This is a genomic window from Streptomyces solicavernae (assembly GCF_029968095.1).
GTDB lineage: Bacteria > Actinomycetota > Actinomycetes > Streptomycetales > Streptomycetaceae > Streptomyces > Streptomyces solicavernae.
In genome coordinates this window covers 225,058-236,912 of record NZ_JASCIR010000003.1, presented here as the reverse complement: position 1 = coordinate 236,912, position 11,855 = coordinate 225,058, and the positions used below count along the sequence as shown (strand labels likewise).

17 protein-coding genes are annotated in these 11,855 nt (G+C 66.0%); 16 read left to right on the top strand and 1 reads right to left on the bottom strand.

Annotation, left to right across the window (positions count from 1 at the left end):
* Window positions 1-103: 103 nt before the first annotated feature.
* On the bottom strand, window positions 104-808 hold the full coding sequence (locus QIS99_RS05990; RefSeq protein WP_282511192.1) for a Crp/Fnr family transcriptional regulator: 705 nt from the start codon (window positions 806-808) through the stop codon (window positions 104-106).
* Window positions 809-1,193: 385 nt separating this feature from the next.
* Here QIS99_RS05990 and rpsL point away from each other — a divergent pair, with 385 nt between their 5' ends.
* The 16 genes from rpsL to rplN all read left to right on the top strand — a co-directional run bounded on the left by rpsL (window position 1,194) and on the right by rplN (window position 11,854).
* Window positions 1,194-1,565: a 30S ribosomal protein S12 gene (gene rpsL / locus QIS99_RS05985; RefSeq protein ID WP_007265893.1), complete on the top strand. Its 372-nt coding sequence runs from the start codon at window positions 1,194-1,196 to the stop codon at window positions 1,563-1,565.
* Between the two features lie 2 nt (window positions 1,566-1,567).
* Entirely contained in the window at window positions 1,568-2,038 is a 471-nt protein-coding gene (gene rpsG / locus QIS99_RS05980) for a 30S ribosomal protein S7 (protein WP_282511190.1), read from the top strand.
* A 39-nt stretch (window positions 2,039-2,077) separates the two neighbouring features.
* Window positions 2,078-4,204, top strand: a complete 2,127-nt coding sequence (gene fusA, locus QIS99_RS05975) for an elongation factor G (RefSeq protein ID WP_282511189.1) — start codon at window positions 2,078-2,080, stop codon at window positions 4,202-4,204.
* A gap of 153 nt (window positions 4,205-4,357) precedes the next feature.
* Complete coding sequence (gene tuf / locus QIS99_RS05970; protein WP_282511187.1) at window positions 4,358-5,551, top strand: elongation factor Tu; 1,194 nt, start codon at window positions 4,358-4,360, stop codon at window positions 5,549-5,551.
* Window positions 5,552-6,086: 535 nt separating this feature from the next.
* Window positions 6,087-6,395 carry a 30S ribosomal protein S10 gene (rpsJ, locus tag QIS99_RS05965; RefSeq protein WP_004571821.1) on the top strand — a complete coding sequence of 103 codons (309 nt, stop codon included), beginning with the start codon at window positions 6,087-6,089 and terminating at the stop codon, window positions 6,393-6,395.
* An 18-nt stretch (window positions 6,396-6,413) separates the two neighbouring features.
* Window positions 6,414-7,058 (top strand): 50S ribosomal protein L3, encoded by a 645-nt coding sequence (rplC, locus tag QIS99_RS05960; protein WP_282511180.1) that lies wholly within the window; start codon window positions 6,414-6,416, stop codon window positions 7,056-7,058.
* Between the two features lie 8 nt (window positions 7,059-7,066).
* Window positions 7,067-7,717, top strand: a complete 651-nt coding sequence (rplD, locus tag QIS99_RS05955) for a 50S ribosomal protein L4 (RefSeq protein WP_282511178.1) — start codon at window positions 7,067-7,069, stop codon at window positions 7,715-7,717.
* The gene (gene rplW / locus QIS99_RS05950) at window positions 7,717-8,037 is read left to right on the top strand and encodes a 50S ribosomal protein L23 (RefSeq protein ID WP_282511177.1); all 321 of its coding nucleotides are present in this window, start codon (window positions 7,717-7,719) and stop codon (window positions 8,035-8,037) included. The genes rplD and rplW overlap by 1 nt, the downstream gene beginning before the upstream one ends.
* A 38-nt stretch (window positions 8,038-8,075) precedes the next feature.
* Complete coding sequence (gene rplB, locus QIS99_RS05945) at window positions 8,076-8,912, top strand: 50S ribosomal protein L2 (protein WP_161692948.1); 837 nt, start codon at window positions 8,076-8,078, stop codon at window positions 8,910-8,912.
* 12 nt (window positions 8,913-8,924) lie between these two features.
* Window positions 8,925-9,206 carry a 30S ribosomal protein S19 gene (gene rpsS / locus QIS99_RS05940; protein ID WP_282511172.1) on the top strand — a complete coding sequence of 94 codons (282 nt, stop codon included), beginning with the start codon at window positions 8,925-8,927 and terminating at the stop codon, window positions 9,204-9,206.
* Between the two features lie 44 nt (window positions 9,207-9,250).
* Complete coding sequence (rplV, locus tag QIS99_RS05935) at window positions 9,251-9,598, top strand: 50S ribosomal protein L22 (protein WP_004571827.1); 348 nt, start codon at window positions 9,251-9,253, stop codon at window positions 9,596-9,598.
* Complete coding sequence (rpsC, locus tag QIS99_RS05930) at window positions 9,598-10,452, top strand: 30S ribosomal protein S3 (RefSeq protein WP_282511170.1); 855 nt, start codon at window positions 9,598-9,600, stop codon at window positions 10,450-10,452. The genes rplV and rpsC overlap by 1 nt, the downstream gene beginning before the upstream one ends.
* A gap of 5 nt (window positions 10,453-10,457) precedes the next feature.
* Window positions 10,458-10,877, top strand: coding sequence for a 50S ribosomal protein L16 (gene rplP, locus QIS99_RS05925; RefSeq protein ID WP_282511168.1), 420 nt, complete (start codon window positions 10,458-10,460; stop codon window positions 10,875-10,877).
* The gene (gene rpmC / locus QIS99_RS05920; protein WP_161692945.1) at window positions 10,877-11,101 is read left to right on the top strand and encodes a 50S ribosomal protein L29; all 225 of its coding nucleotides are present in this window, start codon (window positions 10,877-10,879) and stop codon (window positions 11,099-11,101) included. The genes rplP and rpmC overlap by 1 nt, the downstream gene beginning before the upstream one ends.
* Window positions 11,101-11,385: a 30S ribosomal protein S17 gene (gene rpsQ / locus QIS99_RS05915; protein WP_282511164.1), complete on the top strand. Its 285-nt coding sequence runs from the start codon at window positions 11,101-11,103 to the stop codon at window positions 11,383-11,385. Before rpmC ends, rpsQ begins: the two co-directional genes overlap by 1 nt.
* Window positions 11,386-11,485: 100 nt before the next feature.
* Complete coding sequence (gene rplN / locus QIS99_RS05910) at window positions 11,486-11,854, top strand: 50S ribosomal protein L14 (protein WP_093613756.1); 369 nt, start codon at window positions 11,486-11,488, stop codon at window positions 11,852-11,854.
* The last annotated feature ends 1 nt before the right edge of the window (window position 11,855 follow it).

The following is an 11,855-nucleotide window of genomic DNA, read 5'->3' as shown; positions in this document are numbered from 1 at the left end:
GTGGCGCCGGCCGGGCGAGAGGTGTGAGGGCAGATGACGCACTCGAACTGTGACCGTGTGCACAGTCGGGCCACCGTGCGGGCCCGCCCCGCCTCGAAGCGGCTCACCCCGACCGCAGCACCTGCCGCAGCACGTCCGGTCGCAGGATCACCAGCGCCCGCCGGCCGGTGGCCACGGCTTGGCGCTCCCGTAATTCCTTGAGCAGCCGCTGCACCATCTCCCGCGATGCGCCGACGGACCCGGCGAGTTCCTGTTTGCTCAGCGGTACGGAGAGTTCGATGCCCTCGCTGGTACGGCGCCCGTGTGTGCGGGCCAGGTCGAGCAGCAACGCCGCGAAGCGTTCGCGCACGCTCAGGGAGGCAAACTCCAGTCTGCGTCGGTCGGCTGCCCGTGTCCGGTCGGCGGTGAGGCCGAGCAGTTTGAGGGAGACCTGCGGGGACGTCCCCAGGTATGCCGTGAACCGTTCATGCTCCACGGCGACGGCCTCGACGGGTTCGAGCGCGGTGACGGTGGCGGAGCGGTTGCGCCCGGTGAGCGCCGCTGACTCGCCGACGATGTCACCGGGGCCGCGCAGGGCCAGGAGCGCCTCGTAGCCGTTGGCCGCGGCGGCGGTGACCTTCGTCCAGCCGTGCAGGATCAGCAGGACGTGGGCGGAGGGTTCGTTCTGATGGATCACCGCCGCGCGTGGGGCGTACCGCAGTGTGTGACCGAGGGCGAGCAGGGCTGCCCGGTCGTCCCGTTCGAGGCGGGCAAGGAAAGGCACCCGGTCGTCGAGTCCCCCGTCGCCCGGTAAGTGCGCAGCCGTCATTCGGTCCCCCCTTGTGAATGCGGATCGATCAAGCTACCGAAAGCGGTTCACAGGTGGAAAGGTGTGTGCTCGGAGCGAACTGTCCCGACCGTCCGGTCCACGCTGGTCGGGGCGGCCGGGCGAGGCGACAAATCCGGCGTGTCGCGGCCCATCGCATTTGTTTTGACCCAGATCCATGAGGTAGGTACGCTCAGACCTTGTGCCTGGGGTGTGCCCTGGCTCCCCTGCGTGTCTTCTGCCGCAGGGGATGTCGTGAACGGCCACCGCAATCCGTGCCCCTCCCGCCTCGCGGCAGGAGTCTGCGGGATTCGACACACCCGACCGCGTGGGTCGGCGACGTTCCAGGTTAGCTTTACTCATACGGCACACAGAAACCGGAGAAGTAGTGCCTACGATCCAGCAGCTGGTCCGTAAGGGCCGGCAGGACAAGGTCGAAAAGACGAAGACGCCGGCTCTTGAGGCCTCGCCTCAGCGTCGTGGCGTCTGCACGCGTGTGTTCACCACCACCCCCAAGAAGCCGAACTCGGCGCTGCGGAAGGTCGCGCGTGTGCGTCTGACCTCGGGCATCGAGGTCACGGCCTACATCCCGGGTGAGGGGCACAACCTGCAGGAGCACTCCATCGTGCTCGTGCGTGGCGGTCGTGTGAAGGACCTGCCGGGTGTTCGTTACAAGATCATCCGTGGTGCGCTCGACACCCAGGCGGTCAAGAACCGCAAGCAGGCCCGCAGCCGCTACGGCGCCAAGAAGGAGAAGTAAGAATGCCTCGTAAGGGCCCCGCCCCGAAGCGCCCGGTCATCATCGACCCGGTCTACGGTTCTCCTCTGGTGACGTCGCTCATCAACAAGGTGCTGCTGAACGGCAAGCGCTCCACCGCCGAGCGCATCGTGTACGGCGCCATGGAGGGCCTGCGCGACAAGACCGGCAACGACCCGATCATCACCCTGAAGCGTGCGCTTGAGAACATCAAGCCCACCCTTGAGGTCAAGTCCCGCCGTGTCGGTGGCGCGACCTACCAGGTGCCGATCGAGGTCAAGCCCGGCCGCGCCAACACCCTCGCGCTCCGCTGGCTCGTCGGCTACTCGCGCGCTCGCCGCGAGAAGACGATGACCGAGCGTCTGATGAACGAGCTGCTCGATGCCTCCAACGGCCTCGGCGCAGCCGTGAAGAAGCGCGAGGACACGCACAAGATGGCCGAGTCCAACAAGGCCTTCGCGCACTACCGCTGGTAGTCGCAACCCACATCGAGACCGAGAGAAGACTGAAGCCTTATGGCTACCACTTCGCTTGACCTGGCCAAGGTGCGCAACATCGGCATCATGGCCCACATCGACGCGGGCAAGACGACCACCACCGAGCGGATCCTGTTCTACACCGGCGTCTCGTACAAGATCGGTGAGGTCCACGACGGCGCTGCCACGATGGACTGGATGGAGCAGGAGCAGGAGCGTGGTATCACCATCACCTCCGCTGCCACCACCTGTCACTGGCCGCTCGAAAACGTCGACCACACGATCAACATCATCGACACCCCGGGGCACGTCGACTTCACCGTCGAGGTGGAGCGCTCCCTGCGTGTGCTCGATGGCGCTGTGACCGTGTTCGACGGTGTGGCCGGCGTCGAGCCCCAGTCCGAGACCGTCTGGCGTCAGGCGGACCGCTACGGCGTGCCGCGTATCTGCTTCGTCAACAAGCTCGACCGCACGGGTGCCGAGTTCCACCGCTGCGTCGACATGATCGTCGACCGCCTGGGTGCGACCCCGATCGTCATGCAGCTGCCCATCGGCGCGGAGGCTGACTTCAAGGGCGTCATCGACCTGGTGACGATGAAGGCGTACGTCTGGTCGGCCGAGGCCGCCAAGGGCGAGGCCTACGACACCATCGACATCCCGGCGACGCACACCGAGGCCGCCGACGAGTGGCGCGGCAAGCTCCTTGAGACGGTCGCCGAGAACGACGAAGAGATGATGGAGCTGTACCTGGAGGGCACCGAGCCCACCGTGGAGCAGCTGTACGCGGCCATCCGCCGCATCACCATCGCCTCCGGCAAGGGCGGCGACACGACCGTCACCCCCGTGTTCTGCGGTACCGCGTTCAAGAACAAGGGCGTTCAGCCCCTGCTCGACGCGGTCGTGCGCTACCTGCCTTCCCCGCTGGACGTCGAGGCCGTCGAGGGCCAGGACGTCAAGGACGCGGAGAAGGTCCTCGCGCGCAAGCCGTCCGACTCCGAGCCGCTGTCGGCCCTCGCGTTCAAGATCGCGAGCGACCCGCACCTCGGCAAGCTCACCTTCATCCGGGTCTACTCGGGTCGCCTGGAGGCCGGCACCGCGGTGCTGAACTCCGTCAAGGGCAAGAAGGAGCGCATCGGCAAGATCTACCGCATGCACGCGAACAAGCGTGAGGAGATCGCGTCGGTGGGCGCCGGTGACATCGTCGCCGTCATGGGCCTGAAGCAGACCACCACCGGTGAGACGCTGTGCGACGACAAGAACCCGGTCATCCTGGAGTCCATGGACTTCCCGGCGCCGGTGATCCAGGTCGCCATCGAGCCCAAGTCCAAGGGTGACCAGGAGAAGCTGGGTGTCGCCATCCAGCGTCTCGCGGAGGAGGACCCCTCCTTCCAGGTGCACTCGGACGAGGAGACCGGCCAGACCATCATCGGTGGTATGGGCGAGCTCCACCTCGACGTCCTGGTCGACCGCATGAAGCGGGAGTTCAAGGTCGAGGCCAACGTCGGCAAGCCGCAGGTCGCGTACCGCGAGACGATCCGCAAGGCCGTCGAGCGCGTGGACTTCACGCACAAGAAGCAGACCGGTGGTACCGGTCAGTTCGCGAAGGTCCAGATCGCGATCGAGCCGATCGAGGGCGGCGACTCGTCGTACGAGTTCGTCAACAAGGTCACCGGTGGCCGCATCCCCAAGGAGTACATCCCCTCGGTGGACGCGGGTGCGCAGGAGGCCATGCAGTTCGGCATCCTGGCGGGCTACGAGATGACGGGCGTCCGCATCACGCTCATCGACGGTGCCTACCACGAGGTCGACTCCTCCGAGCTGGCGTTCAAGATCGCCGGTTCGCAGGCCTTCAAGGAGGCCGCGCGCAAGGCCAGCCCTGTGCTGCTTGAGCCGATGATGGCCGTCGAGGTCACCACGCCCGAGGACTACATGGGTGAGGTCATCGGCGACATCAACTCCCGCCGTGGCAACATCCAGGCCATGGAGGAGCGCGCCGGCGCCCGTCTCGTGAAGGGCCTCGTGCCGCTTTCGGAGATGTTCGGCTACGTCGGAGACCTCCGCAGCAAGACCTCGGGTCGCGCAAGCTACTCGATGCAGTTCGACTCCTACGCCGAGGTTCCCCGGAACGTCGCCGAGGAGATCATCGCGAAGGCCAAGGGCGAGTAACTCACCCGAGTTCACGCTTTAGGCTTGTCACCGGAGCCTGCTGGGGCATTCCGTCCGATTCCGTGACGGAGTGCCCCGGGCCCCGGCATCCCAGCAAAGATCACCTGGCGCCGATGAGTAAGGCGTACCAGAACCACTCCACAGGAGGAACCAGTGGCGAAGGCGAAGTTCGAGCGGACTAAGCCGCACGTCAACATCGGCACCATCGGTCACATTGACCACGGTAAGACGACCCTCACGGCCGCCATTACCAAGGTGCTGCACGACGCGTACCCCGAGCTGAACGAGGCCTCGGCCTTCGACCAGATCGACAAGGCTCCCGAGGAGCGCCAGCGCGGTATCACCATCTCCATCGCGCACGTCGAGTACCAGACCGAGGCGCGTCACTACGCCCACGTCGACTGCCCGGGTCACGCGGACTACATCAAGAACATGATCACGGGTGCCGCGCAGATGGACGGCGCCATCCTCGTGGTCGCCGCCACCGACGGCCCGATGCCGCAGACCAAGGAGCACGTGCTCCTGGCCCGCCAGGTCGGCGTTCCGTACATCGTCGTCGCCCTGAACAAGGCCGACATGGTGGACGACGAGGAGATCCTGGAGCTCGTCGAGCTTGAGGTCCGTGAGCTCCTCTCCGAGTACGAGTTCCCGGGCGACGACGTTCCGGTCGTCAAGGTCTCGGCTCTGAAGGCGCTTGAGGGCGACAAGGAGTGGGGCAACTCCGTCCTGGAGCTCATGAACGCCGTCGACACCGCGATTCCGGAGCCGGAGCGCGACGTCGACAAGCCGTTCCTCATGCCGATCGAGGACGTCTTCACGATCACCGGTCGTGGCACCGTCGTCACCGGTCGTATCGAGCGTGGTGTCCTGAAGGTCAACGAGACCGTCGACATCATCGGCATCAAGAACGAGAAGACCACCACCACGGTCACCGGCATCGAGATGTTCCGGAAGCTCCTCGACGAGGGCCAGGCCGGTGAGAACGTCGGTCTGCTCCTCCGTGGCATCAAGCGCGAGGACGTCGAGCGCGGCCAGGTCATCATCAAGCCGGGCTCGGTCACCCCGCACACCGAGTTCGAGGCGCAGGCGTACATCCTGTCGAAGGACGAGGGTGGCCGTCACACCCCCTTCTTCAACAACTACCGCCCGCAGTTCTACTTCCGCACCACCGACGTGACCGGCGTCGTGACCCTCCCCGAGGGCACCGAGATGGTCATGCCGGGCGACAACACCGAGATGACCGTCGAGCTCATCCAGCCCGTCGCCATGGAAGAGGGCCTCAAGTTCGCCATCCGTGAGGGTGGCCGGACCGTCGGCGCCGGCCAGGTCACCAAGATCAACAAGTAATTGTTGCTCTGACCTGGTAGGTCTTCGGGCCTCAGCTCAAGCCGAAGCCCCCGTACGCCTGTTGGCGCACGGGGGCTTCGGCCGTTGTTCAACGGCTCGGCGGGGTGCCGGGTTTGACAAGACCCCCTCGCGGGGTACGCTTCCGGGCCCCGATTGGCGCCCGGTGCGACCCATATGGCACACTGTCCAGGTTGCTCGGTTGAGTGCCGATGCTGCGCGCCTCCCGCCGGGAGGACCGGAAGCGAGTCCCACAGTACTCGTCGCCCCAACTGCCGTTCCGGCAGCGCTGAGGCGGACGTACGGGAATCTTCCGGGAAGCGTCAGCGGGGTGCCTTGGCCAGGCATCCGGTGGCCGGGCTGTGAACAGCGCAGTCTTCCTCGGCCGTGGTCTTCGGGCCCGCACCCAGGCAGGGAAACCCTTAGGGAGATCCGTGTCAGCGAGGTTGCGACACGCCCGACCGCGTGGGTCGGAGAAGAGTGGACGAACGGCCACCGGGTTCCAGAGCGTTACGAGAGACAGGACTACTAAGTAGCCATGGCGGGACAGAAGATCCGCATCCGGCTCAAGGCCTACGACCACGAGGTCATCGACACCTCGGCGAAGAAGATCGTCGAGACGGTGACCCGTACTGGTGCGTCGGTCGCGGGCCCGGTGCCGCTCCCCACCGAGAAGAACGTGTACTGCGTCATCAAGTCGCCGCACAAGTACAAGGACTCGCGCGAGCACTTCGAGATGCGCACGCACAAGCGCCTGATCGACATCCTCGACCCGACGCCGAAGACCGTTGACTCCCTGATGCGACTCGACCTCCCGGCCGGTGTCGACATCGAGATCAAGCTCTGAGGGCCGGTGATCTGAGAGATGGCTAAGCAGATCAAGGGCATCCTGGGCGAGAAGCTCGGCATGACGCAGGTGTGGGACGCGAACAACCGTGTTGTTCCGGTCACCGTCGTCAAGGCCGGCCCGAACGTCGTGACCCAGGTCCGTACGAACGACACCGACGGCTACGAGTCGGTCCAGATCGCCTTCGGCGAGATCGACCCGCGCAAGGTGAACAAGCCCCTCAAGGGCCACTTCGCCAAGGCCGACGTGACCCCGCGCCGCCACCTGGTGGAGCTCCGCACCTCCGACGCCAGCGAGTACACGCTCGGCCAGGAGATCACCGCCGAGGTCTTCGAGTCCGGCGTCAAGGTTGACGTCACGGGCAAGACCAAGGGCAAGGGCTTCGCCGGTGTCATGAAGCGTCACAACTTCAAGGGTGGCAAGTCTTCCCACGGTGCCCACCGTGTGCACCGTATGCCCGGTTCCATCGGTGGCTGCGCCACCCCCGGTCGTGTCTTCAAGGGCATGCGGATGGCCGGTCGTATGGGCAACGAGCGCGTCACCACCCAGAACCTGACCGTCCACGCCGTTGACGCGGAGAAGGGTCTGCTGCTCATCAAGGGCGCGGTTCCTGGTCCGAACGGCGGCCTCGTCCTGGTCCGTACCGCGGCCAAGGGGGCCTGAGGTAACCGATGAGCACCATTGACATCCTTTCGCCGGTCGGCGACAAGGCCGGGTCCGTCGAGCTCCCCACGGAGATCTTCGACGCCAAGGTCAGCGTTCCGCTGATCCACCAGGTCGTTGTCGCGCAGCTGGCCGCTGCCCGTCAGGGCACGCACAAGACCAAGTCCCGCGGCGAAGTCCGTGGTGGTGGCAAGAAGCCTTACCGCCAGAAGGGCACCGGCCGCGCGCGCCAGGGTTCGACCCGTGCGCCGCAGTTCGCCGGCGGTGGCATCGTCCACGGCCCCGTGCCGCGTGACTACTCGCAGCGGACCCCGAAGAAGATGAAGGCCGCCGCCCTGCGCGGTGCCCTCACCGACCGGGCCCGTCACAACCGCATCCACGTCGTGTCCGACGTGGTCTCGGGCGACGTCTCCACCAAGGCCGCCAAGACCCTCCTGGGCAAGGTCAGCGAGCGCAAGAACGTGCTCCTGGTCGTCACCCGCGAGGACGAGAAGGCCCTGCTGTCGGCTCGGAACCTGCCCCAGGTGCACATCCTGGAGCCGGGCCAGCTGAACACGTACGACGTGCTCGTCTCGGACGACGTGGTCTTCACCAAGGCCGCCTTCGACTCCTTCGTCGCTGGCCCCAAGGCCAATGAGACCGAAGGGAGCGAGGCCTGATGTCTGAGGCCACCGTTACCAGCAAGACCTTCACCGACCCGCGCGACGTTCTCGTCAAGCCGGTCGTGTCGGAGAAGAGCTACGCCCTCCTCGACGAGAACAAGTACACGTTCATCGTCGACCCGCGTGCGAACAAGACCCAGATCAAGCAGGCCGTCGAGGCGGTCTTCTCGGTCAAGGTCACCGGGGTCAACACGATCAACCGCCAGGGCAAGCGCAAGCGCACCCGCACCGGTTTCGGCAAGCGCGCCGACACCAAGCGCGCCATCGTGACCCTCGCCGAGGGCGACCGTATCGACATCTTCGGCCAGGCCTCCTAACGGAGCGCCCTGGTCCGATATCGGACGAGGACTGAGAAATGGGAATCCGCAAGTACAAGCCGACGACGCCGGGCCGCCGTGGCTCCTCCGTCGCCGACTTCGTCGAGGTCACGCGGTCCACGCCGGAGAAGTCGCTGGTCCGCCCCCTGCACAGCAAGGGCGGCCGTAACAATTCCGGTCGTGTGACCGTCCGCCACCAGGGCGGTGGCCACAAGCGCGCCTACCGAGTGATCGACTTCCGTCGTCACGACAAGGACGGCGTGCCGGCGAAGGTCGCGCACATCGAGTACGACCCCAACCGCACCGCGCGCATCGCGCTGCTGCACTACGCAGACGGCGAGAAGCGCTACATCATCGCTCCGCGTGGCCTGAACCAGGGCGACCGGATCGAGAACGGCCCCGGCGCCGACATCAAGCCCGGTAACAACCTGGCGCTCCGCAACATCCCGGTCGGTACCACGATCCACGCGATCGAGCTCCGTCCCGGTGGTGGCGCGAAGTTCGCCCGTTCCGCGGGTGCCTCCGTGCAGCTGCTCGCGAAGGAGGGCTCGATGGCCCACCTCCGCATGCCGTCCGGAGAGATCCGCCTGGTCGACGTCCGCTGCCGCGCCACCATTGGCGAGGTCGGCAACGCCGAGCAGTCGAACATCAACTGGGGCAAGGCCGGCCGTAAGCGCTGGCTGGGCGTCCGACCCACCGTTCGTGGTGTCGTGATGAACCCGGTTGACCACCCGCACGGTGGTGGTGAGGGCAAGACCTCCGGTGGTCGCCACCCGGTCTCGCCCTGGGGCAAGAAGGAAGGCCGTACTCGTTCGCCCAAGAAGGCGTCGAACAAGTACATCGTCCGCCGCCGCAAGACGAACAAGAAGCGCTAAGGACGGGTTGAGATGCCTCGTAGCCTGAAGAAGGGGCCCTTCGTCGACGACCACCTGATCAAGAAGGTGGACGTACAGAACGAAGCCGGTTCCAAGAACGTCATCAAGACCTGGTCCCGACGCTCCATGATCGTGCCGGCCATGCTCGGCCACACGCTCGCGGTGCACAACGGCAAGACCCACATCCCGGTGTTCGTCACCGAGTCGATGGTCGGCCACAAGCTCGGCGAGTTTGCGCCGACCCGCACCTTCCGCGGCCACGTCAAGGACGACCGCAAGTCGAAGCGTCGCTGACGAGGCGGGTGCAGAGACTGATGAAGAACACCGAAGGGACAACCATGGAAGCCAGGGCCCAGGCGCGGTACATCCGCGTCACGCCCATGAAGGCCCGCCGCGTGGTGGACCTCATCCGTGGCATGGATGCCACGGAGGCCCAGGCGGTCCTGCGTTTCGCCCCGCAGGCCGCGTCCGTGCCGGTCGGCAAGGTGCTTGACAGCGCCATCGCCAACGCCGCGCACAACTACGACCACACCGACGCCTCTTCGCTGGTCATCAGCGAGGCGTACGTCGACGAGGGCCCGACCCTGAAGCGGTTCCGCCCGCGTGCCCAGGGCCGTGCCTACCGGATCCGCAAGCGGACCAGCCACATCACCGTGGTCGTCAGCAGCAAGGAAGGAACCCGGTAATGGGCCAGAAGGTAAACCCGCACGGGTTCCGGCTCGGTGTCACGACCGACTTCAAGTCGCGTTGGTACGCCGACAAGCTGTACAAGGACTACGTCAAGGAAGACGTCGCCATCCGTCGGATGATGACGTCCGGCATGGAGCGCGCCGGCATCTCGAAGGTGGAGATCGAGCGCACCCGTGACCGTGTCCGCGTGGACATCCACACCGCCCGTCCGGGCATCGTCATCGGCCGCCGTGGCGCCGAGGCCGACCGCATCCGCGGCGACCTCGAAAAGCTCACCGGCAAGCAGGTCCAGCTGAACATCCTTGAGGTCAAGAGCCCCGAGACCGATGCGCAGCTCGTGGCCCAGGCCGTTGCCGAGCAGCTGTCCTCCCGCGTCTCCTTCCGTCGCGCCATGCGCAAGAGCATGCAGGGCACGATGAAGGCCGGCGCCAAGGGCATCAAGATCCAGTGCGGCGGGCGTCTCGGCGGTGCCGAGATGTCGCGCTCGGAGTTCTACCGCGAGGGCCGTGTGCCCCTGCACACGCTCCGCGCCAACGTCGACTACGGCTTCTTCGAGGCCAAGACCACCTTCGGCCGTATCGGCGTGAAGGTCTGGATCTACAAGGGCGACGTCAAGAACATCGCCGAGGTCCGCGCCGAGAACGCCGCCGCCCGCGCCGGCAACCGCCCGGCCCGTGGCGGTTCCGACCGCCCGGCCCGCGGTGGCCGCGGTGGCGAGCGTGGCGGCCGCGGTCGTAAGCCGCAGCAGCAGCAGGGGGCCCAGGGCCAGCAGCAGACTGCCGAGGCCCCCAAGGCCGACGCTCCCGCCGCTGCCGCTCCGGCTGCTGAGAGCACCGGAACGGAGGCCTGACCGACATGCTGATCCCCCGTAGGGTCAAGCACCGCAAGCAGCACCACCCGAAGCGCAGCGGTATGTCCAAGGGTGGCACGCAGGTTGCGTTCGGCGAGTACGGCATCCAGGCGCTCTCCCCGGCGTACGTGACGAACCGTCAGATCGAGGCCGCTCGTATCGCGATGACCCGTCACATCAAGCGTGGCGGCAAGGTCTGGATCAACATCTACCCGGACCGCCCCCTCACCAAGAAGCCTGCCGAGACCCGCATGGGTTCCGGTAAGGGTTCGCCGGAGTGGTGGGTCGCCAACGTCAAGCCCGGACGCGTCATGTTCGAGCTGTCGTACCCCAACGAGAAGATCGCGCGCGAGGCGCTGACTCGTGCGGCCCACAAGCTGCCGATGAAGTGCAGGATCGTCAAGCGCGAGGCAGGTGAAGTGTGATGTCGGCCGGAACCAAGGCGTCCGAGCTGCGCGAGCTGGGTAACGAGGAGCTTGTCGCCAAGCTTCGCGAGGCCAAGGAAGAGCTGTTCAACCTCCGCTTCCAGGCGGCCACGGGACAGCTCGAAAACCACGGCCGGCTCAAGGCCGTCCGCAAGGACATCGCCCGGGTCTACACCCTCATGCGTGAGCGTGAGCTCGGCATCGAGACGGTGGAGAACGCCTGATGAGCGAGAGCAACGTGACTGAGACCAAGACCGAGCGCGGCTTCCGCAAGACCCGTCAGGGCCTTGTCGTCAGCGACAAGATGGACAAGACCGTCGTCGTCGCTGTCGAGGACCGTGTGACCCACGCGCTGTACGGCAAGGTCATCCGCCGTACCAACAAGCTCAAGGCGCACGACGAGCAGAACGCTGCCGGCGTCGGCGACCGCGTCCTCCTGATGGAGACGCGTCCGCTGTCGGCGACCAAGCGCTGGCGCATCGTCGAGATCCTCGAGAAGGCCAAGTAATTCTCCGAGGGGCATCCCTCTCGGAGTTCGTTCCGCCAGGCTCCCGGGGCAGTTCAGCTGAACTGCCCCGGGGGAACCGGCAGACAAACAGGAGATAGACGTGATCCAGCAGGAGTCGCGACTCAAGGTCGCCGACAACACTGGTGCGAAGGAAATCCTTTGCATCCGTGTTCTCGGTGGCTCGGGTCGCCGCTACGCGGGCATCGGTGACGTCATCGTCGCCACCGTCAAGGACGCGATCCCCGGTGGCAACGTGAAGAAGGGTGACGTCGTCAAGGCGGTCATCGTTCGCACCGTCAAGGAGCGCCGCCGTCCGGACGGCTCGTACATCCGCTTCGACGAGAACGCCGCCGTCATTCTGAAGAACGACGGCGACCCTCGCGGCACCCGTATCTTCGGCCCCGTGGGCCGTGAGCTGCGCGAGAAGAAGTTCATGAAGATCATCTCGCTCGCGCCGGAGGTGCTGTAAG

What these genes read in the sequence shown, in the direction of transcription:
- rplB (WP_161692948.1), top strand. Translation starts at nt 8,076, where the DNA reads ATGGGAATCCGCAAGTACAAGCCGACGACGCCGGGCCGCCGTGGCTCC.
- rpsS (WP_282511172.1), top strand. Translation starts at nt 8,925, where the DNA reads ATGCCTCGTAGCCTGAAGAAGGGGCCCTTCGTCGACGACCACCTGATC.
- rplW (WP_282511177.1), top strand. Translation starts at nt 7,717, where the DNA reads ATGTCTGAGGCCACCGTTACCAGCAAGACCTTCACCGACCCGCGCGAC.
- rplP (WP_282511168.1), top strand. Translation starts at nt 10,458, where the DNA reads ATGCTGATCCCCCGTAGGGTCAAGCACCGCAAGCAGCACCACCCGAAG.
- rpmC (WP_161692945.1), top strand. Translation starts at nt 10,877, where the DNA reads ATGTCGGCCGGAACCAAGGCGTCCGAGCTGCGCGAGCTGGGTAACGAG.
- rpsJ (WP_004571821.1), top strand. Translation starts at nt 6,087, where the DNA reads ATGGCGGGACAGAAGATCCGCATCCGGCTCAAGGCCTACGACCACGAG.
- rpsG (WP_282511190.1), top strand. Translation starts at nt 1,568, where the DNA reads ATGCCTCGTAAGGGCCCCGCCCCGAAGCGCCCGGTCATCATCGACCCG.
- fusA (WP_282511189.1), top strand. Translation starts at nt 2,078, where the DNA reads ATGGCTACCACTTCGCTTGACCTGGCCAAGGTGCGCAACATCGGCATC.
- rplV (WP_004571827.1), top strand. Translation starts at nt 9,251, where the DNA reads ATGGAAGCCAGGGCCCAGGCGCGGTACATCCGCGTCACGCCCATGAAG.
- QIS99_RS05990 (WP_282511192.1), bottom strand. Translation starts at nt 808, where the DNA reads ATGACGGCTGCGCACTTACCGGGCGACGGGGGACTCGACGACCGGGTG.
- rpsC (WP_282511170.1), top strand. Translation starts at nt 9,598, where the DNA reads ATGGGCCAGAAGGTAAACCCGCACGGGTTCCGGCTCGGTGTCACGACC.
- rpsQ (WP_282511164.1), top strand. Translation starts at nt 11,101, where the DNA reads ATGAGCGAGAGCAACGTGACTGAGACCAAGACCGAGCGCGGCTTCCGC.
- rplC (WP_282511180.1), top strand. Translation starts at nt 6,414, where the DNA reads ATGGCTAAGCAGATCAAGGGCATCCTGGGCGAGAAGCTCGGCATGACG.
- rplD (WP_282511178.1), top strand. Translation starts at nt 7,067, where the DNA reads ATGAGCACCATTGACATCCTTTCGCCGGTCGGCGACAAGGCCGGGTCC.